The 23287-nt window shown below is 71.3% G+C and carries 28 protein-coding genes; 11 read left to right on the top strand and 17 right to left on the bottom strand.

Annotated features, from left to right (window positions below; genetic code table 11):
- Positions 1 to 68 precede the first annotated feature (68 nt).
- The 5 genes from AB0B33_RS17915 to AB0B33_RS17895 form a co-directional block, all read right to left on the bottom strand.
- Entirely contained in the window at positions 69 to 1088 is a 1020-nt protein-coding gene (locus tag AB0B33_RS17915) for a hypothetical protein (protein ID WP_360772690.1), read from the bottom strand.
- A 74-nt stretch (positions 1089 to 1162) separates the two neighbouring features.
- On the bottom strand, positions 1163 to 1549 hold the full coding sequence (locus AB0B33_RS17910; protein WP_360772688.1) for a DUF1707 domain-containing protein: 387 nt from the start codon (positions 1547 to 1549) through the stop codon (positions 1163 to 1165).
- A gap of 7 nt (positions 1550 to 1556) precedes the next feature.
- Entirely contained in the window at positions 1557 to 2087 is a 531-nt protein-coding gene (locus tag AB0B33_RS17905; RefSeq protein ID WP_360772686.1) for a DUF1707 domain-containing protein, read from the bottom strand.
- 58 nt (positions 2088 to 2145) lie between these two features.
- Positions 2146 to 3939 carry an acetyl/propionyl/methylcrotonyl-CoA carboxylase subunit alpha gene (locus AB0B33_RS17900; RefSeq protein ID WP_247014687.1) on the bottom strand — a complete coding sequence of 598 codons (1794 nt, stop codon included), beginning with the start codon at positions 3937 to 3939 and terminating at the stop codon, positions 2146 to 2148.
- A gap of 106 nt (positions 3940 to 4045) precedes the next feature.
- Positions 4046 to 4321, bottom strand: coding sequence for an SAV_915 family protein (locus AB0B33_RS17895; protein ID WP_360772682.1), 276 nt, complete (start codon positions 4319 to 4321; stop codon positions 4046 to 4048).
- 129 nt (positions 4322 to 4450) lie between these two features.
- On the opposite strand from AB0B33_RS17895, the gene AB0B33_RS17890 reads away from it, so the two are divergent.
- Positions 4451 to 5185: a hypothetical protein gene (locus tag AB0B33_RS17890; protein ID WP_247014685.1), complete on the top strand. Its 735-nt coding sequence runs from the start codon at positions 4451 to 4453 to the stop codon at positions 5183 to 5185.
- A gap of 76 nt (positions 5186 to 5261) precedes the next feature.
- On the opposite strand, the gene AB0B33_RS17885 is transcribed toward AB0B33_RS17890, so the two are convergent.
- The 4 genes from AB0B33_RS17885 to AB0B33_RS17870 all read right to left on the bottom strand — a co-directional run bounded on the left by AB0B33_RS17885 (position 5262) and on the right by AB0B33_RS17870 (position 9851).
- Positions 5262 to 6614 (bottom strand): dicarboxylate/amino acid:cation symporter, encoded by a 1353-nt coding sequence (locus AB0B33_RS17885; RefSeq protein WP_360772679.1) that lies wholly within the window; start codon positions 6612 to 6614, stop codon positions 5262 to 5264.
- 100 nt (positions 6615 to 6714) lie between these two features.
- Positions 6715 to 7344, bottom strand: a complete 630-nt coding sequence (locus tag AB0B33_RS17880; protein ID WP_360772676.1) for a nucleoside triphosphate pyrophosphatase — start codon at positions 7342 to 7344, stop codon at positions 6715 to 6717.
- Positions 7345 to 7630: 286 nt separating this feature from the next.
- The gene (locus AB0B33_RS17875; protein WP_360772673.1) at positions 7631 to 9244 is read right to left on the bottom strand and encodes a DHA2 family efflux MFS transporter permease subunit; all 1614 of its coding nucleotides are present in this window, start codon (positions 9242 to 9244) and stop codon (positions 7631 to 7633) included.
- Entirely contained in the window at positions 9225 to 9851 is a 627-nt protein-coding gene (locus AB0B33_RS17870) for a helix-turn-helix transcriptional regulator (protein ID WP_360772671.1), read from the bottom strand. The genes AB0B33_RS17875 and AB0B33_RS17870 overlap by 20 nt, the downstream gene beginning before the upstream one ends.
- A 172-nt stretch (positions 9852 to 10023) precedes the next feature.
- Here AB0B33_RS17870 and AB0B33_RS17865 point away from each other — a divergent pair, with 172 nt between their 5' ends.
- From AB0B33_RS17865 to AB0B33_RS17850, 4 genes are all read left to right on the top strand, one after another.
- Positions 10024 to 10647: a nucleotidyltransferase domain-containing protein gene (locus tag AB0B33_RS17865; protein ID WP_360772668.1), complete on the top strand. Its 624-nt coding sequence runs from the start codon at positions 10024 to 10026 to the stop codon at positions 10645 to 10647.
- A gap of 43 nt (positions 10648 to 10690) precedes the next feature.
- Positions 10691 to 11041: a hypothetical protein gene (locus tag AB0B33_RS17860; protein ID WP_360772665.1), complete on the top strand. Its 351-nt coding sequence runs from the start codon at positions 10691 to 10693 to the stop codon at positions 11039 to 11041.
- Between the two features lie 65 nt (positions 11042 to 11106).
- On the top strand, positions 11107 to 12000 hold the full coding sequence (locus tag AB0B33_RS17855; RefSeq protein WP_360772662.1) for an LLM class flavin-dependent oxidoreductase: 894 nt from the start codon (positions 11107 to 11109) through the stop codon (positions 11998 to 12000).
- Between the two features lie 9 nt (positions 12001 to 12009).
- On the top strand, positions 12010 to 12468 hold the full coding sequence (locus AB0B33_RS17850) for a MarR family transcriptional regulator (RefSeq protein WP_360772659.1): 459 nt from the start codon (positions 12010 to 12012) through the stop codon (positions 12466 to 12468).
- Here AB0B33_RS17850 and AB0B33_RS17845 read toward each other — a convergent pair.
- Together AB0B33_RS17845 and AB0B33_RS17840 are read right to left on the bottom strand one after the other, a co-directional pair.
- Positions 12465 to 12686, bottom strand: coding sequence for an acyl-CoA carboxylase subunit epsilon (locus AB0B33_RS17845; RefSeq protein WP_360772657.1), 222 nt, complete (start codon positions 12684 to 12686; stop codon positions 12465 to 12467). The genes AB0B33_RS17850 and AB0B33_RS17845 overlap by 4 nt on opposite strands.
- Positions 12683 to 14320 (bottom strand): acyl-CoA carboxylase subunit beta, encoded by a 1638-nt coding sequence (locus AB0B33_RS17840; RefSeq protein ID WP_360772654.1) that lies wholly within the window; start codon positions 14318 to 14320, stop codon positions 12683 to 12685. The genes AB0B33_RS17845 and AB0B33_RS17840 overlap by 4 nt, the downstream gene beginning before the upstream one ends.
- Positions 14321 to 14375: 55 nt before the next feature.
- On the opposite strand from AB0B33_RS17840, the gene AB0B33_RS17835 reads away from it, so the two are divergent.
- Positions 14376 to 15161, top strand: a complete 786-nt coding sequence (locus tag AB0B33_RS17835) for a GNAT family N-acetyltransferase (protein ID WP_360772651.1) — start codon at positions 14376 to 14378, stop codon at positions 15159 to 15161.
- A 182-nt stretch (positions 15162 to 15343) separates the two neighbouring features.
- Here the strand turns inward: AB0B33_RS17835 and AB0B33_RS17830 are convergent, their stop codons facing one another.
- From AB0B33_RS17830 to AB0B33_RS17815, 4 genes are read right to left on the bottom strand one after another with little or no spacing between them, the layout of a single operon-like run.
- Positions 15344 to 15991 (bottom strand): response regulator transcription factor, encoded by a 648-nt coding sequence (locus tag AB0B33_RS17830; protein WP_360772648.1) that lies wholly within the window; start codon positions 15989 to 15991, stop codon positions 15344 to 15346.
- Positions 15988 to 17091: a sensor histidine kinase gene (locus AB0B33_RS17825; protein ID WP_360772645.1), complete on the bottom strand. Its 1104-nt coding sequence runs from the start codon at positions 17089 to 17091 to the stop codon at positions 15988 to 15990. The genes AB0B33_RS17830 and AB0B33_RS17825 overlap by 4 nt, the downstream gene beginning before the upstream one ends.
- Positions 17092 to 17125: 34 nt before the next feature.
- Positions 17126 to 17917 carry an SRPBCC family protein gene (locus AB0B33_RS17820; protein ID WP_360772642.1) on the bottom strand — a complete coding sequence of 264 codons (792 nt, stop codon included), beginning with the start codon at positions 17915 to 17917 and terminating at the stop codon, positions 17126 to 17128.
- Positions 17918 to 17948: 31 nt separating this feature from the next.
- Positions 17949 to 18365, bottom strand: coding sequence for a MarR family transcriptional regulator (locus tag AB0B33_RS17815; RefSeq protein ID WP_247014653.1), 417 nt, complete (start codon positions 18363 to 18365; stop codon positions 17949 to 17951).
- A 79-nt stretch (positions 18366 to 18444) separates the two neighbouring features.
- On the opposite strand from AB0B33_RS17815, the gene AB0B33_RS17810 reads away from it, so the two are divergent.
- A complete protein-coding gene (locus AB0B33_RS17810) occupies positions 18445 to 19008 on the top strand; it encodes an NAD(P)H-dependent oxidoreductase (RefSeq protein WP_247014651.1) in 564 nt (187 codons plus the stop codon).
- 110 nt (positions 19009 to 19118) lie between these two features.
- A complete protein-coding gene (locus AB0B33_RS17805; protein WP_360772639.1) occupies positions 19119 to 19439 on the top strand; it encodes a hypothetical protein in 321 nt (106 codons plus the stop codon).
- Here the strand turns inward: AB0B33_RS17805 and AB0B33_RS17800 are convergent.
- On the bottom strand, positions 19405 to 19770 hold the full coding sequence (locus tag AB0B33_RS17800) for a helix-turn-helix domain-containing protein (RefSeq protein ID WP_247014647.1): 366 nt from the start codon (positions 19768 to 19770) through the stop codon (positions 19405 to 19407). The genes AB0B33_RS17805 and AB0B33_RS17800 overlap by 35 nt on opposite strands.
- Positions 19771 to 19853: 83 nt before the next feature.
- On the opposite strand from AB0B33_RS17800, the gene AB0B33_RS17795 reads away from it, so the two are divergent.
- Together AB0B33_RS17795 and AB0B33_RS17790 are read left to right on the top strand one after the other, a co-directional pair.
- Positions 19854 to 20708 (top strand): NAD(P)-binding domain-containing protein, encoded by an 855-nt coding sequence (locus AB0B33_RS17795; protein ID WP_360772636.1) that lies wholly within the window; start codon positions 19854 to 19856, stop codon positions 20706 to 20708.
- A complete protein-coding gene (locus AB0B33_RS17790; RefSeq protein WP_360772634.1) occupies positions 20705 to 21454 on the top strand; it encodes an SDR family oxidoreductase in 750 nt (249 codons plus the stop codon). The genes AB0B33_RS17795 and AB0B33_RS17790 overlap by 4 nt, the downstream gene beginning before the upstream one ends.
- On the opposite strand, the gene AB0B33_RS17785 is transcribed toward AB0B33_RS17790, so the two are convergent.
- Positions 21438 to 22214 (bottom strand): NAD(P)H-dependent oxidoreductase, encoded by a 777-nt coding sequence (locus AB0B33_RS17785; protein ID WP_360772631.1) that lies wholly within the window; start codon positions 22212 to 22214, stop codon positions 21438 to 21440. The genes AB0B33_RS17790 and AB0B33_RS17785 overlap by 17 nt on opposite strands.
- Before the next feature lie 71 nt (positions 22215 to 22285).
- Here AB0B33_RS17785 and AB0B33_RS17780 point away from each other — a divergent pair, with 71 nt between their 5' ends.
- Positions 22286 to 23284 carry a helix-turn-helix domain-containing protein gene (locus tag AB0B33_RS17780; protein WP_360772628.1) on the top strand — a complete coding sequence of 333 codons (999 nt, stop codon included), beginning with the start codon at positions 22286 to 22288 and terminating at the stop codon, positions 23282 to 23284.
- Positions 23285 to 23287 lie beyond the last annotated feature (3 nt).

The following is a 23287-nucleotide window of genomic DNA, read 5'->3' as shown; positions in this document are numbered from 1 at the left end:
GGTCGGGGGGCCGTTGCCCGGCAAACGGAGCAATCTTGATCAAGAACCGGAAGAATCTCCCGAACCGGTCACGGGGTCAGGCGCCAGACCACCGGCACGCCGTACGAGGCCTCCGGGCTGTTCGCCGCGTAGCCCGCCAAGGAGCCGTCGTCCGCGGCGACCTCGGCTTCGAACGTCGAATAGCCACTGGGCGCGCGGACCTCGCCCGGGGTGGTCGTGCGCCACGCGATCGCGTTGCCGACGATGACCGGCCCCGACGGGTTCGGCACCAGCCCGGCCGTCAGACCCGCCTTGTTGACGCTGAGCGCGCGCCCGCCGCCCGGCAGCGCGGCCCACGGGCTCGTCGCGGAGGACCAGCGCACGGCCTGCTCGACGCCGCCCCGGATCGCCGTCCCGACCACGACCCCGTTGCGGATCGCGTAACCCCAGGCCTGGAGGGACGGCTCCGGCGAGAGGTGCCGGAGAACGCCGTCCTTCCACAGCGCCGAGCTGTTGCCCGAGTCGAACAGGATCGTGCCGTCCTCATCGAGGTCGCGCGCGTAGTACGTGTCCGGCGTTCGCGGGATGAGCACCGGTGCGCTGCCGTCGGCGCGCCACAGCACCGTGGCCTCGCCGCCGCCGCTGCCGAACTGCGTGGCCCGGCCGAGCAGGTCGCCGCGGGCGTTGATCGCGACGCCGTAGACGTAGTCGTAGCCCGCCGGGACGTCCCGCATGTGGAACCCGGACGCGTCCAGCGTGAACGCCCGGCTGACGAAGGTGTCGTAGTCGTGCACCGTGCCGGCCACGACCCCGGACGGGTTTTCGTCTTCGGCGAGCGCCGCCTCGTACCCGCTCGGCACGCCCCGCACCACCGGCTGCCCGTTCCGCCAGCTGACGACCGTCTGCACGCCGTTCACGTCGAACGTGCCGGTGTATTCGCCCTTCCCGTCCGATCCGGCCAGCCTGCCGCTGCCCGCACCGGACGGCAGCGGCAGGACCGTCGGCCGCCACGCGATGCGGATCGCGGCGTCCGCGGGCTGCGCCAGCACCGCCACGGAAAGCGCGGCGACGACGGGCGCCACGACCCGTCCCCAGAACTTGCTCTTCATCGTCTCTCCCTTGTCCCCGACCTGCACTCCCACCACGTCCGGGGCGGGGATTCGGTTGCCGGGACAAGGGAAGGTCAGCGCGGGCGGCGGACCCGCGCGAGCGCCGCCACCACGAGCGGCAGCGCGACCGAGATGATCAGCAGCCTGCCGCGCGAAAGGATCAGCACCGCGATCGCCAGCACGATGGCGATCGGCACCGCGCTGCGCGTCAGGAACTGCGACAGCGCGGTTTCCCCGGCGGGTGCCGCCACCGGTGCGGAAGCCCCGTTCAGCAACGCGCTCGGCCGCGGTGACGGCAGGTCGTCGAACAGCGGGACCAGTTCGCTGACGCGCTTGGCCGCGGTGACCTTCGCGGTGCGGGAGCCGTACTCGTCGATGTCGAGGCGGCCGCTGCGGACGTGCTCTTCGAGGACGTCGAGGGCGTCCTGGCGTTCGGCGTCGCTCAAGCGCATGTCGCCCACGGCGGGATCAGCGGCCCAGCTCGCGCCGGTAGGAGTCGCGCAGTTCGCGGCGGCGCTCCCGGTCGCGCAGGTGGCGGTCGTGGCGGCGGCGCTGGTGCTCGTCGTGGTTCCAGCCGTGGCCCCACATCGCCTTGCCGAAGACGCCGACGCCGATCGGGACGAAGATGATCGGCCACGCGAGCGTGCTGGTGGCGATCAGCGCGATCGCGGCGATCAGGGTCAGCGGGAAGATCGCGGCGAGGAACCGCTGCGGTGGTGACCAGCCGTCGGGGGTTCCCGGAGGCCGCGGCGCGGGCGCGGCCGGCTCGGGTGCCGCCACGGCTCGCGGGACGTCGTCGTACCGGGGGTGCGGGGCCGGGAGGTCGCCGAAGACCTCACCGAGCTCGCCGCGCGTCTTGGCCGCGGTGATCCGCGCCGAGCGCTCGCCGTACTCGTCGATGTCGATCCGCCCCGCGCTCATGTGCTCACCGAGCGCGGACAGCGCGGACTCGCGGTTCTGGTCGCTGATCCGCAGCTGCGGAGACGGGACTTCGGTCACGTCGTCGATGGTAGGCCGCCTCGGGGGCGGCCCACCACGACATCTGTAACGAACCGCGCTACTTGAGCTCGAGCAGCTGCGTGCCCTGCGTCACGGCGGCGCCGACCTCGACCGAAAGCCCGGTCACGGTGCCCGCCTTGTGCGCGGTGACCGGGTTCTCCATCTTCATCGCCTCGAGGACGACGATCAGCTCACCGGCTTCGACCGTCTGGCCCTCTTCGACGGCGACCTTGACGATGGTGCCCTGCATCGGCGCCGTGACGGCGTCGCCGCTGACCGCGGCCTTGGTGCCGCCGGCCCGCTTGCGCGGCTTCGCCTTGACGGCCGCGCCGCCACCGCCGCCGCCTTCGAGCGCGAACCCGCCCGGCAGCGAGACTTCCAGGCGCCGCCCGCCGACCTCGACCACGACGTTCTGCCGCGGCTCTTCTTCGGCGGTCTCGAGGTCCGGCGCCACGAACGGCTCGATCTTGTTGTCGAACTCCGTCTCGATCCAGCGCGTGTGCACGCTGAAGCCGTTCTCGTCGCCGATGAACGCGGGGTCGTCGACGATCACGCGGTCGAACGGCAGCACCGTCGCCATGCCCTCGACGACCATCTCGGCCAGCGCGCGGCGGCTGCGCTCCAGCGCGTTGTTCCGGTCGGACCCGGTGACGATCAGCTTCGCCAGCATCGAGTCGAACTGGCCACCGATGACGCTGCCGGACTCGACGCCGGAGTCGACGCGCACGCCCGGCCCGCTCGGCGCGACGAACTTCGTCACCGTGCCCGGCGCGGGCAGGAAGCCGCGACCGGCGTCTTCGCCGTTGATGCGGAACTCGATGGAGTGGCCGCGCGGCTCGGGGTCTTCGGTGATCCGCAGTTTCTCGCCGCGCGCGATGCGGAACATCTCGCGGACCAGGTCCAGCCCGGTCGTCTCCTCCGACACCGGGTGCTCGACCTGCAGGCGCGTGTTGACCTCGAGGAAGGAGATCGTGCCGTCGGTCGCGACGAGGTACTCGACCGTGCCGGCGCCGTAGTACCCGGCTTCCTTGCAGATCGCCTTGGCCGAGGAGTGGATGCGGGCGCGCTGGTCGTCGCTCAGGAACGGCGCGGGCGCCTCCTCGACGAGCTTCTGGTGGCGGCGCTGCAGCGAGCAGTCGCGGGTGCCGACGACGATCGCGTTGCCGTGCATGTCGGCCAGCACCTGCGCCTCGACGTGGCGCGGCTTGTCCAGGTAGCGCTCGACGAAGCACTCGCCGCGGCCGAACGCGGCGACCGCCTCGCGGGTGGCCGACTCGAACAGCTCGGGGATCTCTTCGCGGGTGCGCGCGACCTTGAGGCCGCGGCCGCCGCCGCCGAACGCGGCCTTGATGGCCACCGGCAGGCCGTGCTCGTCGGCGAACGCGACGATCTCGGCGGCGTCCTGCACCGGCTCCTTGGTGCCCGGCACCAGCGGCGCGCCCGCGCGCATCGCGATGTGCCGCGCGGTGACCTTGTCGCCGAGGTCGCGGATGGCCTGCGGGCCCGGCCCGATCCAGGTCAGTCCGGCGTCGAGGACGGCCTGGGCGAAGTCCGCGTTTTCGGAGAGGAAGCCGTAGCCCGGGTGCACCGAGTCGGCGCCGGAGCGCTTGGCGGCGTCCAGGAGTTTTTCGATGTTGAGGTAGCTCTCGGCGGCCGTGGTCCCGCCGAGCGCGAAGGCTTCGTCCGCGAGGCGGACGTGCGGTGCGTCCCGGTCCGGATCGGCGTACACCGCGACGCTGGCCAGACCGGCGTCCTTGGCCGCTCTGATCACGCGTACCGCGATCTCGCCCCGGTTGGCGACCAGGATCTTGGTCACCGGACCACCGGTGGATTCGCCGACCTGCTCGGCCACCCCGCACCTCCTGCGTCCCGACAGCTGCATTGCTGACCGCCCACGCGGTACGGGGGAGTCTACGGATATGACGTCGCGAGTCAGTCGAGTGAGAGGTGAACCACGCTCACACGTGGTGACGCAGCTCCTGGGGCAGCGGCGAGTCGAGCACGATGACGTCGTACGGGTTCGCGGCGTGGACCTTGGACAGGTGTTCGGTGTTCACCAGCACCCACGGCTGGTGCTCGCCGCAGCAGTCGATCAGCCGGTCGAGCGCGGTGAAAGCGACGAGCGCGGTGCGGCCGTCCGGCGTCCGGCGCAGCTCGATCGACGCGCCTTCGGTTTCGGCGCTGGCCGGGCCGGTCGGCAGGTACAGGGCGGGAGGCAGGTTCGGGTTGGTCACGGGGACAACATAGACGGACACGCTGCGCGAGCCGCGCCCTCACCGATCGGGTGCACGCCCGGGGGATTTCAGCCACATCGGCCCGGGCGTCGCCCACACACCGTCGCGAACCGGCTTACGCTCTGTCTTATGCGGACTACGGCAGCGCGGACGCCCCGGTCGGCGCTGCTCACGGCGGTGCTGGCCGCGGTGGTGACGCTGGGCGCGATCGGCGCCGTGTTCGCGCTGCGCCCGCGTCCCGAAGCGCCCGCCGGCGCGGCCGAACCCGCGGCGGCGCCGGTGGCACCCGCGGTGACCTGCGGCGGCGGCCCCTGCCGCCAGCTCGCGGCGGTCACGGTCGGGGGCACGCCGGTGGTGCTGCTGACCGACACCTCGGGCGGGTCGGCGCGGCTGCGCGTCGGCCCCGAACCGGGCACGGTGTTCGAGCTGGCCATCGCGCAGCTGGGTGTGCGGCTGGACCAGGACTCGCTGCGCTGCGTCGACGGCTCGGCCCCGGCGTGCCTGGTCCGCGGCGACGTCGGCGACGACAGCGATGACGGCACGGCCGCGTACGGCGAGCTGCTGGTCGGCAGCGGGGGAGTGTGGCGCGACCCCGGCAAGCCGTACTACGCGGACGCCGGGACGCTGTCGCTCTACGACGTCACGGCCGACGGCCGCGCGGACGTGATCGTGGTCCGCCACGACTGCCCGGGCGCGGCGTCCGGCACCCCGAAGTGCGAGGCGTCGCCGGTGCTGGGCGAGGTGTACGACCTGACGGGCAAGCCGGTCGGCTGCACCCGCCGCTACACCGCGCCGTCGGACCTGCGCGGCTGGCCCGACATCCGCCTCACCCGCGCCGACCTCCGCCCCTGCCCCACGTCCTGACCCGAACCCCGCACTTTCATGACGAAAGTGTTCCGGAGGCCGGTCCTCCGGAACACTTTCATGACGAAAGTTGCGTTCAGGCGGGGGCGGGCTCGGTGTGGCGGGCCTCGGTGCCGTCGTCGCTGTGGAGCGGGGTGTCGGTCGGGGCGTCGAGGACCTCGTCGTCGAGGAGGCCCTCGCCGCGTGCCACGACCACCGGGACCGCGATCTGGCCGGCCACGTTCGTGGCGGTCCGCATCATGTCCATGATCGGGTTGACCGAGTAGATCAGCGCCAGGCCGAGCGCCACCTGCTTGGCGTCGAGGCCGATGAACGACGTCGTCAGCGTGAACGCCGTCAGCCAGCCGGTGGTGCCGGCCGTCGCCAGCGCGCCGACCACGGCGACCACGACGATGCCGACGTACTGCCAGAAGTTCAGCGACACCCCGGCCAGGTTGGCGACGAAGATCGCCGCGATCGCCGGGAAGACCGCCGCGCAGCCGTCCATCTTGGTCGCGCTGCCGAGCGGGGTCGCGAAGGCCGCGTACGCCGGCTGGACGCCGAGGTTGACCGCGGACTGGCGGGTCAGCGGCAGCGTCGCGGCCGAGGACTGCGACGCGAACGCGAACTGGATCGCCGTGCCCGCCTTGGCGAAGAACTTCAGCGGGCTGACCTTGGCCACGAACTGCAGCAGGATCGGGTAGACGACGAAGAGCACCAGGAGACAGCCGACGTACACCGCGAGCGTGGTGGAGAACAGCGGCCGGAACAGCGCGTCGCCGTAGTTCGAGACGGCCGCGCCGATCAGGCCGATGATGCCGATCGGGGCCAGCCGGACGATCCAGCCGAGGTAGCGCTGGATGATCTCGAAGACGCTCGTCGTGAAGTCCACGAACGGCTTGGCCTTGTCACCCAGGCTGTACGCGGCCGCGCCGATGACCAGCGCGAGGAAGAGCACCTGCAGCGTCTCGCCGTCGGCAAACGCTTTCACGAAGTTCTCCGGCAGCAGGCCGTTCACGAAGGCGCTCCACGAGCCCCAGTGGTCGACGCTGGCCGCGGCCTTGCCGGCGTTCTTGGCGGTCGCTTCGACGCCGCCGAGCCCGCCCGCGCCGGGGTTGAAGATCTTGCCGACGGCGATGCCGATCAGGGACGCGATGAACGACGTGATCGCGAACCACAGCACCGTCTTGCCGCCGAGGCGCGCGGCGGTGCGCCCGCCGCCGAGCCCGCGGAGGCTGTTGATGCCGACCACGATCGCCGTGAAGACCAGCGGGATCACCGCGATCTGCAGCAGCGTGGTGAAGATGGTGCCGATCTGGTCGAGGAGATCGGTCAGCCAGCCGGCCTCGGTCTGCCGCGCGACGACGCCGAGGGCGGCGCCGACGACGAGCGAGCCGAGGACCGCGGCCGCGAACACCCGCGGTTTGGTGTATGTCCGTACGAAAGACACGGGGCGACTCCGGTGCTCGAAAATTTCTCGTTTTGCCTCGTGAAGAGAACGTCAGGCAAGGGAGCACTCTTCCGGATCACCCGTTCGTGTGGCGCCTTTCTCAGGATGCGGGACGTTCCCAGAGATCCACGACACCGACGCCGACCTCGGCCAGCAGCCGGCGCGTCAGCGGCAGGCTGATCCCGATCACGCTCGTGTGGCCGCCGTCGAGCCCTTCGACGAACCAGCCGCCCCGGCCGTCGATCGTGAAGCCGCCCGCCACGTGCAGCGGCTCGCCGCTGGCGACGTAGGCGTCGATCTCGTGCGCGCTCGGCGTGCCGAACCGGACGGTGGTCGACTCCCAGCCCGCGGCCTCCTTCGAGCGGGCCCCGCCGTCGAGCCGGACGACCGCGTGTCCGGTGAGGAGTTCACCGGATGTCCCGGCCATCGCGGCCCAGCGCTGCCGCGCGATGTCCGGATCGGCCGGTTTGCCGACCATCTGCCCGCCGATGTTCAGCATCGAATCGCAGGCGACGACGACGGCGTCCGGGTGGACCGCGGCGACCTTGCCGATGACGGCTTCGGCCTTGGCCGCGGCGAGCGCGGCGACGAGTTCGGACGGCGAGGGGTCGGTCAGCGCGGCGGCGACGGCGTCCTCGTCGACGCCGGAGACGAACACGGCCGGATCGAGGCCCGCGGAGCGCAGGAGGGCGAGGCGGGCGGGGGACTGGGAGGCGAGGACGAACTGCACCCGGCGAAGGTACCCGGCCGCCGGTCGTGACCGGATTGTGACCGGCACCACTTCCGGGGCGAGTTATTTTGTTGTTGCTCGCAACATATGGATCGGTGCGGGAGGTGCCATGACCGTGCGCGTGACGGAATCGACGCCGGTACCGAGGTCGCCGTGGTGGACGAGACGCCGCGCGCCGCGCCGGGCCGGCTCGGCCCGGCGCCGAAGCTGATCCCGGGCCGGAGACCACCGCTCCCGCGGTCCGTGCGAGCCCCCGGCACCCGACACCGGGGGCTCGCACGGGTTTTCAGGCCGCGGCGGCTTCGGGCGCCGGCGCCGGGGTTTCCCAGCGCGGCTTGACCTTCCGCAGCAGCAGGGCCGCGAGGATCCCCAGCAGCAGCACGCCCATCGGCAGCAGCATCGTCACGCGGGCCGCGTCCGTGAGTCCACTGTGGACAGCTTCGGACGCCAGCTTCCCCGCCTGGGCGGCGAGCTCCGCGGGCACCCCCGGCATCGGCGACGGCCCGCCGGCCGAGCCGAACTCACCCGCGCCGGCCGCGGCGTGCGCGATCCCCTCCGTGAACGGCGCCCGGTACTGCTCCGGCAGCTGCGAAGCCGCCTTCGCCGCTTCGTCCGCGATGGAAGCGCTGATCCGCGCCTGCAGCAGTACGCCGATCGCCGCGCTGCCCAGCACGCCGCCGACCTGGCGGGCGGTGTTGAAGATGCCGGACGCGGTCCCGGCCAGCCGCGGCTCGACCGACCCCATCGTCATGTTGCTCATCGGCGAGAAGATGCAGCCGATGCCGAGCCCGCACACCAGCAGCGCCGGGACGAACGCCCACGGGCTGCTCGTCGGCGTCGCCTGCAGCGCGATGATCCCCAGCCCGGCCGCGAGCGCGGCGAGGCCGAACACCACCAGGTACTTGCCGTTCACCTTGTCCGACGCGCGCCCCACGAACGGCGCCACGATCCCGGACAGCAGCGACATCGGCGCCGTCAGCAGGCCGCCCATGGTCGGGGTCAGGCCGAGCACCGACTGGATGTAGATGACCAGCGGCAGGAACATGCCGGTCATCGCGAAGCCGACCGTGGTCGCGGTGAGCGTCCCCGCGGAGAAGTTCCGGTTCGAGAACACCTGCAGCGGCAGCAGCGGCTCGCGCTTGTTGTACCGCTGCCACACCAGGAACGCGGCCAGCAGCAGCACGCCGGCGCCGATGATCTCGAAGACGGTGATGCCGCCGAAGACCGTGCCCCAGTCGTACTGCTGGCCGTTCTGCACGCCGAACACGATGCACAGCAGCCCCGCGCTCGAGAGGAAGATCCCCAGCAGGTCGAACGAGTGCGAGTGCTTCGGCTGCCAGTCCGGGACCAGCAGCAGCGTCAGCACGATGGCGATCACGCCGATCGGCACGTTGACGAAGAAGATCCACTCCCAGCCGAGGTGGTCGACCAGCACGCCGCCGAGCAGCGGGCCCGCGATCGTCGCCAGGCCGGCGACACCGCCCCACATGCCCATCGCCGGGCCGCGCTTGGCCGGCGGGAACAGGTGCGTGATGAACGCCAGCGTCTGCGGCGTCATCAGCGCGGCCCCGAGCCCCTGCACGGCCCGCGCGGCGATCAGCATCTCGACGTTGCCGGACAGGCCGCACCACAGCGACGCGCCGGTGAACACGACGAGCCCGGCGAGGAACACCCGCTTCGGCCCGAAGCGGTCACCGAGCCGGCTGGTGAACAGCATCGGCACGGCGTAGGTGAGCAGGTAGACGCTGATCACCCAGACGACCGAGTTCAATCCGGCGTTCAGCTTGTTCAGCATGGTCGGGATCGCGATCGACACGATGGTCGTGTCGAGCAGGATCATGAAGAAACCGAGGCACAGCGCGCCGAGCGCGGCCCACGGGTTAGCTTGTCTGGCGTTCATCGTCGTCTTCCCTGGTGATGAGCGTGAGCTTGGGTTGTTCGCAGTCCTGGAACGGGATCCGCCCGGCCTTGAGGTCGTCGACGAGCCGCTCGGTCCACTCGAGCTCGAACTTCCGGTGGTCGCACTGGTAGCGCCAGTCGAGCCAGTAGATCGGCGGCGTGTCGTCGTCGGCCAGCCGCTGCAGCACGGCCTGGTCGGCGGCCACCGCGGCGCGCAGCCGCGTGACCCGGTGTTCGAGCTCGATCAACGAGGTTTCGCGCCCCAGTTCGTCGATCACGGCGAGCCCGGAAAGGAAAGCGGGGAACTCGGCCACGAGGTCGCCGAGCAGCTCGCGACCCCGCTGGTTGAACTCGTCGAGCCCTTCTTGGGTCATGCCGTAGACGGTCCGTTCGGGCCGCCTGCCGTCACGCTGCGTGTCGACGACCTCGATGAATCCGTCGCGCCTCAGGCGTTCCACGGTGTGGTAGAGCGACCCGGCTTTGACGTTGACCCGCGTGTTGACGTACCGCTCACGCATGAGCTGAGCCATCTCGTACGGGTGCATCGGCCGCTCGTGCAGCAGCTCCAGCACGGCGATGCCGAGCGGCGTCAACTTGGCCGAGGCCATGGGTGATCCCTCCGGGTCGGTTATTCCACGTGGACTATACGACGTGGGGTAGTTGCCGGTCCACGGCCATTGCTGTGACGGTCCGTACACGCTGCGAAGACTGTCGATAGCCCAATGGCTTACTGGATCTTGTACTATAGTTGGCTTAGGCGTACTAAAGTGGGGATTCGCGATGGATTTCGAGAGGCCGCTGGAGACGGTGACGCCGACTCTGGATGGCGACGTGCTTGCCGTCCTGGCCGGCGTCGAGAGTGCTTTCACGACCGGACGGCTGCACCGGTTGCTGGGCAGGTATTCGGAGGAGGGGATCCGGAAGGTGCTGCAGCGGCTGGTTCGGCAAGGTGTCGTGAACGCCGATCGGGTGGGCAACGCCTTCGCGTATGAGCTCAATCGTGAACATCTCGCGGCCGAGCACGTCATCGGCCTGGCGAACCTGCGGGGGCAGCTGTTGCAGCGGTTGGAGTCCGCGCTGGAGTTGTGGAAGATCCAGCCGAAGTACGGTGCGGTGTTCGGCTCGGTCGCGCGAGGATCCATGACTGCCGAGAGCGACATCGACCTGGTACTGGTTCGGCTGGATGGGGCGGACGAAGATCGCTGGGCCCTTCAGGTCGACGGCCTCGCGGCCGATGTTTCCCGGTGGACGGGCAACGACGCCCGGATCCTTGAATTCACCGTGGCCGAAGTCGTGTCCCGTGGCCGCGACGAGCCGGTGCTGAACGACATTTTGCGCGAAGGGCTCACCGTGGCGGGTCGGCACGCGTGGTTGGCCGGTCAGATCCGGAAGAGAAAGAGCTGAAGTGCGTACGAAGAGTTGCAGCGCTGAGGTCGTGCGAGGGCGCTTGGCGAAGGCGGACCAGTTCTGGGAGGTGGCCTGCCGACTTGTGGAAGAAGATCTCGGCAACCACGTTGACGCGTATGTGACGTTGTGCGTGCACGCCGGCATCGCGGCTGCCGATGCCCTGTGCTGTGCGGGGCTCGGCGAGCACGCGCAAGGTGAAAGCCACAACGACGCTGTGCAACTCCTGGCGAAGGTCGACAAGGATGCGAGCCGCGCGTTGAGTGCGCTCCTCAAGATGAAGACGAAAGCCGGCTACACGCACACTCCGGCCACGACCGAAGAGGTCAAGCGGGCGGGCCGGAGTGCTGAGCTGCTGGTTGTCGCCGCGCGGCGCAAAGCGTCGCACCTGTAAGTTCCAGCTAGTTCGTACTACGAACTGTGTGTTAAGTTCGTAGTACGAACTAACTGGGAGGAACCATGACCCACTTCGGCATCGGCGTCTCCACCGCCACCGCAGCCGTCCCCGACACCCTCGAACTCGCCGTCCAGGCCGACCGCGCCGGGCTCGATCTCATCACCGTCTCCGATCACCCGTACTACGCCGATCGGCTCGACGCCTACGCCGAACTCGGTGTGCTGCTGGGGAAAACCGAACGGATCTCCGGGCTCGTCTCCGTCACCAACCTGCCCACCCGGCCCGCCGCGATGCTCGCGCGCACCATCACCTCCCTGTCCGCGCTGACCGGGGGGCGGATCGTGCTCGGGATGGGCGTCGGCGGGCTCTGGGACGACATCGCGCGCCTCGGCTTCACCAAACTGACGCCCGGTCAAGCCGTCCGCGCCTTCGAAGAGGGCATCCGGCTCGTCAAGCTGCTCGGCGGGGGCGGCGAACCCGTGACCTTCGACGGCGAGTTCCACCGGGTCACGAACCTCGAACCCGCCCGGGAACAGCTGCCGCCCGTCTGGACCGGCTCGGTCGGGCCCAAGTCCCTCGCCGTCACCGGACGCGTGGCCGACGGGTGGATGCCCGGGCGCGCCGCCGACTGGCTCAGCGAGCGGTACCGCACCTCGCGCCCGGTCATCGACCAGGCCGCCGTCGACGCCGGGCGGGAACCCGGGGACATCGTCACCGTCTACAACTTCCCCGGCCGGATCACCGCGGAGCCGCTGCCGAAGACGCGCACCGACGACGGACGCTGGATCGGGGGCTCGCCGGCGCAGTGGATCGAGGAGCTGACCGGTGCCGTGCTGGAGCACGAAGCCGCCGGGTTCGTGCTCTTCGGGCCCGGCGGCAGCACGCCTGACGCGGTCGCCGCCGCGCGGTGGGCCGGGGAGATCGTGCCCGCCGTGCGCGAGGCCGTCGCGAAGTAGGCTGGGGGGATGGGGAAGAGCGGGGAGGACCTCGGCGTCGTGGCCGGGCTCGTGCGGGCGTCGTTCCTGGTGAACGCCGTCTACGCCCAGTCGGCCCGCGAGTACGGGCTCACCGTGCAGCAGGGCCAGCTGCTGTGCGTGCTGATGGCCCAGCCGTACGGCATGAGCGAGCTCGGCGCGACCCTGCACCTGGAGAAGTCCAGCCTCACCGGCCTGGTCGACCGCGCGGTCCGGCGCGGGCTCGTGCGCCGCGAGCCCGACCCGGACGACCGGCGGGCCGTGCACGTCGTCCTGACCGGCGAAGGCCGCGAACTCGCCGAGGACTTCTACGCGGCGACGTGCCGGCGCGTCGCCGAGCTGGCCGCGGGCCTGGGCGTGCCGGACCGCGATCGGCTCGCGGCGCTGCTCGGCCGGGTCGTCCGGGAAAACGAGGTCCCGACCGTCTTCCTCGACGCCCTGTCGCGTTAGAAGCCGGGAAGCCCCGAAGCGCGCCAAGCACCTTCGCCGGCGTGGAGCGGCTTGCGCAGCGAAGCCGCGTGGTCGCCCCACCACGACGTTCGCGGCTTCGGCTTCTGCGCGGGCGAAGCCGACGACGCCGCGGCGACGACCGCCGTCAGCGCCGCCAGCTCGGCGTCGCTCGGGTTCCCGCGGACCACCCGCAACAGGGGACGCTCTTCGCCGGTCACAGCGGGATGTTCCCGTGCTTCTTGGGCGGGAGCGACTCGCGCTTGTTGCGCAGCAGCGACAGCGCCCGCGCGACGTGCCCGCGGGTGTGCGCCGGCACGATCACCGAGTCGACGTAGCCGCGTTCGGCCGCCGCGTACGGGTTGAGCAGCGTGTCCTCGTACTCCTGGATCAGTTCCGCGCGCAGGGCGTCGACGTCCTTGCCCTCGTTCGCCGCGTTCGCGAGGGTCTTGCGGTGCACGATGTTCGCCGCGCCCTGGGCACCCATCACCGCGACCTGCGCGGTCGGCCACGCCAGGTTGATGTCGGCGCCGAGGTGCTTCGAACCCATGACGTCGTACGCGCCGCCGTACGCCTTGCGCGTGATGATCGTGACCAGCGGGACCGTGGCTTCGGCGTAGGCGTAGATGAGCTTCGCGCCGCGGCGGATGATGCCGTTCCACTCCTGGTCGGTGCCCGGCAGGAAGCCCGGGACGTCGACGAAGGTGAGCACCGGGATGTTGAACGCGTCGCAGGTGCGCACGAACCGCGCGGCCTTCTCGGACGCGTCGATGTCGAGGCAGCCGGCGAACTGCGTGGGCTGGTTGGCGACGACGCCGACGCTCTGGCCGTCCACCCGGCCGAAGCCGACGATGATGTTCGGCGCGAACAGCTCGTGGACCTCGAGGAAGTCGCCGTCGTCGACCACGCGGTTGATGACCTCGTGCATGTCGTACGGGGTGTTCGGCGAGTCCGGGATGATCGTGTCGAGCTCGCGGTCGGCGTCGGTGACGTCGTCGAAGAAGCCGGCCGGCGCGTCCGAGGGTTCGAAGACCGGCGCTTCCGACAGGTTGTTCTGCGGCAGGTAGGAGAGCAGTTCCTTGACGTACGCGATCGCGTCCTCGTCGTCGGAACCGAGGTAGTGCGCGACGCCGGACTTCGTGTTGTGGGTGCGGCCGCCGCCGAGCTCCTCGAAGGTGACGTCCTCGCCGGTGACCGTCTTGACGACGTCCGGGCCGGTGATGAACATCTGCGAGGTCTCGTCGACCATCACGACGAAGTCGGTCAGCGCGGGGGAGTAGACGTGGCCGCCCGCGTTCGCGCCCATGATCAGCGAGATCTGCGGGATGACGCCGGAGGCCTTGACGTTGCGGTTGAAGATCTCGCCGTACAGGCCGAGCGAGACGACGCCTTCCTGGATGCGCGCGCCGCCGCCCTCGTTGATGCCGATGATCGGGCGGCCGGTCTTGATGGCCAGGTCCATGACCTTGACGATCTTCTCGCCGTAGACCTCGCCGAGGCTGCCGCCGAAGACGGTCACGTCCTGGCTGAACACGCAGACCGGGCGGCCGTCGACGGTGCCGTAGCCGGTGACGACGCCGTCGCCGTACGGGCGGTTCTTCTCCTGGCCGAAGTTGGTCGAGCGGTGCCGGGCCAGCTCGTCGAGCTCCACGAACGAGTTCTCGTCGAGCAGCAGCTCGATCCGTTCTCGCGCGGTTTTCTTGCCCTTGGCGTGCTGCTTCTCCACCGCGCGGGCCGAGCCCGCGTGCACCGCCTCGTCGTACCGGCGGTACAGGTCGGCCAGCTTGCCGGCCGTGGTGTGGATGTCCGGTTCATCCTCGGGCGGCGTCCCGAGCGGCTCCGTCGCACTGCTCATGCCACGGGAGCTTAGCTACTTGCCGGTCACTTCGCGTGTGGCGTAGGCAACGTCCATGGACATCCGGACCCTCGCCGCGGCCGACCTCCCCGCCTGCTCCGACCTGGCCGAATCCCGCTCGTGGCCGCGCGAGCCGCCGAAGTGGACCCTGCTGCACCAGGTCGGGCGCGTGTTCGGCGTGCCCGCCCCGGACGGCGACGGCCTGGCGGCGACCGCGGCGCTGGTGACGTTCGGCCCGGTGGCGTCGATCTCGATGGTGCTGGTCGCACCGCGGTACGAGCGGCAGGGGCTCGGCCGCGCGATCACGGCGCACGCGGTCGCGGCGGCGGGCGAGGCGGTGGTGTGGCTCCACGCGTCGACGTCCGGCCGCCCGCTGTACGAGTCGATGGGCTTCGTCGAAGACGGCGGCTGCCAAGGCCACGTAGGTCGATTTGTCGACGACGGCGGACCGGGTGCGGCACCCGGTGCCTTGGCCGACGTGCTGCCGCTCGACCGGGCGGCTCACGGCGTGGACCGGACGGTGCTGCTGGAGAGCCTGGGGACGCCGTTCGTCGTCGAGGGCGGTTTCACGTTCGGCACGGACCTCGGCCACGTGACGGTGCTCGGTCCGGTGGTGGCGGAGACGGAGGACCAGGCCAAGGCCCTGATCCGCGGCGCGGCGCGGACGGTGCCGGGGGAAGTCCGGGTGGACCCGGACTTCCGGTTCCCGGCACTCACGGCGTGGGTGCGGGAGCGCGGGCTGGCCCCCGGACCGCCGGCACCGCGTCTCGTGCTGGACGGGCGCCCGTTACCGGGTGACGCGGGGAAGCGGTTCGCCCCGCTCACGCGGGCGGTGGGTTAGCGGGCATTCCGGCCGCGGGGATTCCCGTGATCGCGGCCCGCCCGGCGGCTTCCGCCCAGAAGAGGTTCACCCAGCCCGCCCAGTCGAAAAGGCCGACCAAGGCGGGGAGCAGGATCATCAGCCAGCCGATCGTCCGGTAGGTGATGCGGAAGATCTTCTGTTTGCTTTCCGGCAGCAGCGCGTTACTGCGCCGACGGCCGGATCAAGCCCGATTCGTAAGCCGCGATCACCAGTTGGGCCCGGTCCCGTGCCGCGAGTTTGTGCAGCAGCCGGCCGATGTGGGTCTTCACCGTCGCGATTCCCAGGTGCAGGCGCGCCGCGATCTCGTCGTTCGACAATCCCCGTGCGATCAGCGTCAGCACCTCCTGCTCCCGCGCCGTCACGCCGTCCAGCCGCGTCACCGGGCCCGTCGGCAGCCTCGCGAATTCCGCGACCAGGCGGCGGGTCACCGAGGGGGCCAGCAGCGCGTCCCCGGACGCCACCACCTCGATCGCCGCCAGCAGGTCCGCCGGGCGGGTGTCCTTCAGCAGGAAGCCGCTCGCGCCCGCGCGCAGGGCCGCGTACACGTACTCGTCGAGGTCGAACGTCGTCAGCATCAGGACGCGGACGTCGGTCTCCGCGCAGATCCGCCGGGTGGCCTCGATCCCGTCCATCGACGGCATGCGCACGTCCATCAGCACGACGTCCGGCTTCTCGCGCCGAGTCAGCGCGATCGCCTCGACGCCGTCGGACGCCTCGCCGACCACCTCCAGGCCCGGGGCGCTCTCCACCAGGACCCGGAAGCTGCCGCGCAGCAACGCCTGGTCGTCGGCGATCAGGACGCGGGTCATCGGGCCACCGCCGCTTCGTAGGGCAGCCGCGCGAACACGCGGAAGCCGTCGTCGGACGGCGCTGCCGAGAACTCCCCGTCGTAGACCGCGACGCGTTCGCGCATCCCGATCAGGCCGTGGCCGGGGACGACCTCGCCGCCGCGGCCGTCGTCGTGGACCTCGATGCCGACTTCGCCTTCGCCGCCCGTGACGCGGATCCGGCACGTCGTCGCGGCCGCGTGCTTGACCACGTTGGTCAGCGCCTCCTGCACGATCCGGTACACCGACTGGCCGACGCCGCCCGGCAGTTCGTCGAGGCCCTCGACGGTCAGGTCGACCGCCAGGCCGGTCAGCTGCGCGCGGTCGGCGAGCGTGCGCAGGTCGTCGAGCGTCGGGGCGGGCGCCAGGGCCGGGACGCCCGTGCCGTCGCGCAGCACGCCCAGCATGCGCCGCAGTTCGGCCAGCGTCTCGCGGCTCGTGTCTTCGATGACGCGCAACGCTTCCCGCGCCTGGTCGGGCTGTTCGAGGGCGACGTGGTTGCCGACCGCCGCCTTCACCGCGATCAGGCTCATGCTGTGCGCGACGACGTCGTGCATCTCCCGCGCGATCCGCAGCCGTTCCGCGGAAACCGCTTCCCGCGCGTGGTTTTCGCGCTCGATCGCGGCGTATTCGCGGCGGCCGTGGACGGCGATGCCGAGCGCGAACCCGACGATCAGCGCCGAGGCCCCGAAGTTCACCGTCGTCGCGGTGCTCGGGTTCGGCAGCACGACGCCGAGCAGGCCGATCCCGAGCAGCCCGGCCGCGAAGCCGACCCGCGACGCGCGGCTGCCGCGGCGCACGACGAACGTGTACAGCGCGCAGCCGGCGGCCACCACGGCGACCGCCAGCACCGGCCCGCCGATCGGGATCGCCGCCGCGGTCAGCACCAGGGAAAGGATGTACGCGGGCCGTGGCCACCAGCGCCGCAGCAGGATCGGGGTGACGCCCGTCAGCAGGATCGTCCAGCCGAGCCAGGCGGGCAGCCACAGCGGCAGCGTCCACGCGCCGGCGGCGAGGTTGCCGCCGGCGCCGATCGCCAGGACGAGGACCGCCAGCACGTCGATAACCACGCGGATGCGCATGCACCGAACGTAATGCGGACCCCGGCGGGGCGCGTCAACCCTGGGTCGGACGCTCCGCGTAGTGCTTGCGCACGGCCTCGACGCGGTCGGGTGCCCAGTCCGGCAGGGTGACGCCGTGGGTGGCGGCGAACAGCTTGTCGAGCTGCTCGTGCCGCCGGGCCAGCTGGGCGGGGACGTCGGCTTCCGGTGCCTCGGTGAGTTCGACGCGGGTGCCGTCGAGGGGATCCTGGTGCACGTGCCAGCCGGGCTCGTCCGGCAGCAGCGCCCGGACCTCGCCGACCGGCTTCCAGACGAGGTCGCGGCGGAAGCGGATGGTGCCGTCGGCGAGGACTTCGCCGTCGCCGAGGCCGAATTCGTCCACATAGGACGCCATCCGGGCGTGCCAGTCCGCCGGCTGCCCGGCTTCGCGGCCGGACAGCCGCGCGTCGAGCGCTTCGAGGCAGCTGTCCCAGCCGGCGGCGGTGCGGCCGGCGGCGAGCTTCGCGATCGCCGGTTCGCCGCGGCCGAAGGTGTGCGTGAACACCAGGAGGCTGCCGTCGCCGTCCGGGGTGATGAGCCAGCGCAGGGTGTCGTCGTTCCAGACGAAGGTGAACTCGCGCGGCGGGTCGGCGGTGACGACCCGGCCGGTCGTCGAGGTGTCCTCGCCGGGGAAGGTGAACCGGATCGCGCCGCCGGCACGCAGTTCGACGTCGACCTTCGCCGGGAACCAGTGCTCGAGTTCGGCCGGGTCCGTGATGGCGCGCCAGACCTGCTCGGGGGCGTGCTTCAGCCGGCGTTCCAGCCGGAGGGCGGGGCGGTCCTCGTCGGTCAGCAGTTTCGCGGGCATGCCTGCATATAACCACCGAGGCATATAAGGGTCAAGCGCCGCGGACGGCGGCCACCGCGCCGGCGAGCTCCGGGTCGCTCGCGGCCTTGTCGAGCGCCGTCCGCAGCACCGCGCAGTACGTCGGCTCGGTTTCGGAGTAGCGCTTGCGGCCGGCGTCGGTGATCACCGAGTAGACGCCGCGGCGATCGTCCTCGCACAGGTCGCGGATGGTCAGGCCGGCGTCCTCGAGCCGGGCGCACATCCGGCTGACCGAGCTCTGGTTGAGCCCGATCGCGTCGGCCAGCTCCTGCATCCGCAGGCCGCCGCGCGGCCCGGCGACCAGCTTGCCGAGCGCGCGGTACTCGGACAGGCCGAGTCCGTGGCGCCGCTGCAGGGCCTTGGCGAGGTCCTGCTCGATGCGGGCGTGCAGCACGAGCATGCGGCCCCAGGACTGTTCGTCGACGGTCATTTCCCGCCCTCCTCTTGACGCCAGGATAGTCCATGGGCAGTCTTTATATGTACATGCAAATAACTGGAGGGGTTCGGACATGAGCGACCGCAGCTTCCTGTTCCTGGTGGGCGCCGCGCGGGCCGGCGGCAACACGGAGATGCTGGCCCGGCGGGCGGCGAAGGCCCTGCCGCCGGACGTCGAGCAACGCTGGATCCGGCTGCCGGAGGTGCCGCTGCCGCCGTTCGAAGACCGCCGCCACGGCGCCGGTTCGCACCCCGAGCCAGGCGAGAACGAGCAGCTGCTGATGGACGCGACCTTCGCCGCGACCGACATCGTGGTGGTGTCGCCGGTGTACTGGTACTCGGTCGCGGCGAGCGTGAAGCTCTACCTCGACTACTGGTCCGGCTGGATGCGCCTGCCGGTGGAGTTCAAGCCGCGGATGCGCGGGAAGTCGTTGTGGGGCGTCAGCGTGCTGAGCGAAACCGCGCGCGAGGCCCAGCCGCTGATCGGCACGCTCGAACTCTGCGCGGAGTACCTGGGCATGAACTGGGGCGGGGTGCTGCTGGGCAACGGCAGCCGCCCCGGCGACGTGCTCCTGGACGACGCCGCGATGGCGGCCGCGCCGGCGTTCTTCACCGGTGCGGACCTGGTCACCGCCTAGTCCAGGACGGCCTGCGCGATCCGGCGCAGGCCGCCGACCAGGTCGGCGCCCGACGGCGCGTGGCCCGGGTCGATCAGCCACTGGAGCGTCACGCCCGAGAGCAGGGCCTGGTGCACCGTGCCGACGGCCCGGGCCACGTCGCTCCCGTTGTCGTCGAGATCCGGCTGCGAGGCGCGCTGGTCGGCGACGCCGCCTACTGCGCCCGCGCCGCTTTCGGAATGGGGACGAGCCTGGTGGTCATCGACGCGTGCCAGAAACTGGCCCAGGGCAACGAGAAGTGGTTCGTCCCGCCGACGCGCGCGTGGCTGAAGTTCCGCAACCTGAACTACCGGCTGCTGCCGCACCTGCCGTGGCGCGAGCTGATCGAGGAGCTGCCGCTCAAGGCGGGCAACGCGATCACGCTGAAGCGGTATGCGGGGGCGCCGGTGTGACGCCGCGGCGCTTCGCGATGCCGGCCATGTTCTCCTCGCCCCAGTCGCCCAACGGCAGCAACGCCGTGTTCAGCCGCTGACCCAGCTCGGTCAGCGAGTACTCGACCTTCGGCGGGATCTCGTGGAACACCTCGCGGTGCACCACCTCGTCCGCCTCCAGCTCCCGCAGCGCCTGGATGAGCATCTTCTCGCTGATCCCGCTGACTTTCCGCTTCAGCTCGCCGAACCGCAGCGGCTCGGCGTGCAGCGCCCACAGGATCAGGGCCTTCCAGCGTCCGCCGATCACGTCCACGGCCGCGTCCAGTCCGCAGCGGTACGTTCGAGCCTGCATGCAGGATCCTTACGTTTTGGTGGGTACCTGACTTATTAGTCGGTACTTGTCCAGTGTAAAGCGCTGCCCGCAGCATGGAACCCATGGGAGAAAGCAAGAAACAGGTGGGCGTGCTCGGCCTGGGGCGGATGGGGTCCGCCCTCGCCGGCGCGCTCGTGGGGGCGGGACACGACGTCTCGGTGTGGAACCGGTCGCCGCTCAAGGCTGGGCCGTTGCTCGACCGCGGTGCCCGGTTGGCGGCCACCCCGGCGGAGGCCGCGGCGGACGTCGTCGTCAGCTGCCTGTCCACATACGACACACAGCAGCCGGTGCTCGACGCGGCCGCGTTGCGGGGCCGGACATTGGTGAACTTGACGTCCGGGACGCCCGAGCACGCCCGCGGTGTCGCGAAGTGGGCGGCGTCGGAGGGCATCGACTACGTGGACGGCGTCATCATGGCGGTGCCCCAGGGCATCGGGACGCCGGGCGCGCGGATCCTCTACAGCGGCTCGGAAACGGCGTTCGCGGCTCAGCGGGATGTGCTGGAAGTCCTGGGCGAACCGGTGTTCCTCGGCGAGGACGCCGGCCTGGCGGCGCTGTACGACCTGGCGCTGCTCGGGGTGATGTGGTCGGCGATGGGCGGCTACCTGCACGCGCTCGCCCTCGTCGGCACCGAAGGCGTCACGCCGGCGCAGTTCACGCCGATGGCCCTGGACTGGCTGTCGTCGGTCGGCGGATTCCTGACCGGCATCGGCGCGCAGGTGGCCAGCGGCGACTACGAGACCGACGTGTCCGCGCTGGACATCAACGCGGCCGGCCTCGGCCTGCTCGTCGAGACGAGCCGTTCGCAAGGGATCGGCACGGAGGTGCCCGCGGCGTTGCGGGCGTTGTTCGACCGCGCGGTGGCGGCGGGCCACGGCGCGCACGCGATCGCGAGCGTCATCGAGGAGATCCGGTGAAGTACCTGGGCAAGACGGCCGTCGTCACCGGCGGCACGCACGGCATGGGCCTCGCGGTGGTGCGCGCCCTGCTCGACGGCGGCGCGGAGGTCCTGCTGACCGGCCGCGACGTTTCGCCGCTGGCGGGGAAGCTGCCGGGCAAGGCGCACCTGCTGTCGTCGGACGCGGCCCGCCTGACCGACGTCGACGAGCTCGGCGCGGTCGCCGCTTCGACGCTCGGCGACGTGGACCTGGTGTTCGTCAACGTCGGCTTTTCGACGCTGACGCCGTACGAGTCGGCGACGCCCGAGGTGTACGACCGCACCTTCGACGTCAACACCAAGGGCGCGTACTTCACGGCGCAGAAGCTGGCTCCGCTGGTGCGCGCCGGTGGTTCGTTCGTCTTCACGACGTCGGTCGCGGCCGGCGCCGGGATCGCCGGGATGGGCCTGTACTCGGCGGCGAAGTCGGCGGTGCGGTCGTTCGCGCGCACGTACGCGGCCGAGCTGGCGCCGCGCGGGATCCGGGTCAACGTGGTCAGCCCGGGCTACACGGACACGCCGACGATGGGCGTCACCGGCGTCCCGGCCGAAGTGCTGGCGCAGTTCAAGACGGCCGGCGACGAGATCACGCCGTTGAAGCGCCACGCGACTTCGGCGGAAGTGGCGGCGGCGGTGCTGTTCCTGGCCTTCGAGGCGACGTTCACCACCGGCGCCGACCTCCCCGTCGACGGCGGTCTCGGCCAGCGCCTCACCCCGCCCGCTTGACGTGCACGGCGAGCCCCTCCGCGCCCGGCGCGCGGTCGGGGCGCAGGACGAGGTCGTCGTCGTAGTCGCCGCCGTTCTGGGTGCGGAACGGGATCGGCTCGGCCGTTTCCAGCGTGCTCAGGCGCGTCCGCAGTAGCTCGCGGGCGGCGGCGAACTCCTCGCCGGACACCCGGTCGGCGCCGTGGACCGCGACCGGCGGCAGCACCGACATCCCGGCGTAGAACAGCGTCCCGTGGTGCAGCGGGAACAGGACGTCGGCCAGCGCGCCGTTGACCCCGCGCGGCCCCATGGCCGGTTCGCGGGCACCCGCGGTGAGCACCACCACCGCGCGCTTGCCCGCGAGCCGGCCCTCGCCGTAGCGCAGCGTCCGGCCGTCCTCGCCGCGGACGCCGTACCCGAAGCCCTTGACGAAAACGCGGTCGAACCAGCCCTTCAGGATGGCCGGCAGGCCGTACCACCAGAGCGGGAACTGCACGACGACCGCGTCCGCCCAGTCCAGTTTTTCCTGCTCCGCGACGATGTCCGGGCTCAGCTCGCCCCGCGCGTGCGCCCGGGCCGACGTCGCCCCGACGACCAGCCGCCCGTCCCCGGCCTCGGCCCCGAAGTCGGCGGCGTCGACCACCGGGTTCCACTTCATCGCGTAGAGGTCCGACTCCCGGACGTCGTGCCCGAGCGCCCGCAGCGTGCGGAGCCCGTCGTCGCGAAGGGCGCCGCTCAGCGAGCGCGGCTCGGGGTGCGCGAAAACCCACAAGACGTTCATGACCTCGATGGTCACGCGGTTCGCGGGCCGATTCGAGTGGCCCGATGGCCAACCTGTGCAAGAATCGGGCCATGGCCGCATTCGTGCACCCGGACCGCCACCACGTCGCCGTGCTCGTCCGCCACGGCATGCTCGTGATGGAGCTCGGCATCGTCCACCGGCTGTTCGGCCAAGCGCGTTCGGCGTCGGGCGAGCCGCTGTACGAGGTCGTGACCTGCACGCTCGAGCCCGGCCCGGTGCGCACCGACTCGGACTTCACCATCCCGGTCGACCGCGGCCCGGAGGTGCTGGCCGAAGCCGACACGGTGCTCGTGCCGGCGTCGCTGGCCGAGTACGAGCCGATGGCCCGCGTGCTGACCCCGCCGCTCAAGGGCGCGCTGGCGCGCATCCCGGAGCACGCGCGGATCGCGTCGATCTGCACCGGCGCGTTCGTCCTCGCCGCGGCCGGGCTCCTCGACGGCCGCCCCGCCACCACGCATTGGCGCTCCGCCGAGGAACTGCAGGACCGCTTCCCCGAGGTCGACGTCGACCCCTGTGTCCTCTACACCGACGACGGCGACGTCCTGACCTCGGCGGGCGTCGCCGCCGGCATCGACCTGGTGCTGCACATGATCCGCCGCGACCACGGCGCCGCCGTGGCCAACGAAGTCGCCCGCGGCACGGTCGTCTCCCCGCACCGCGAGGGCGGCCAGGCCCAGTTCGTCCGCCGCCCGGTGCCCGAGCCGCGCACGTCGTCGACGAAGGAAGCCCGCGCGTGGGCCCTGGAGAACCTGCACCGGCCGCTGACCCTGCGCGAACTCGCCGCCCGCGAGGCCATGAGCACCCGCACCTTCACCCGCCGCTTCCGCGACGAGGTCGGCATCTCGGCCCTGCAGTGGCTGACCCAGCAACGCGTCGAGCGCGCCCGCCAGCTCCTCGAGGAGAGCGACCTCCCGGTCGACCGCGTCGCCACCGAAGCCGGCTTCGGCACGGCGGCCTCCCTGCGTCAGCACTTCCAGGCCGCGCTCGGGGTGTCCCCGAGCGCGTACCGCTCGACGTTCCGCGGCGAACTGGCGGCGCAAGCCGGGTAAATC

The sequence above is a fragment of the Amycolatopsis sp. NPDC049159 genome (assembly GCF_040648295.1).
Lineage (GTDB): Bacteria > Actinomycetota > Actinomycetes > Mycobacteriales > Pseudonocardiaceae > Amycolatopsis > Amycolatopsis pretoriensis_A.
This window is presented reverse-complemented; position numbering and strand designations above follow the sequence as displayed.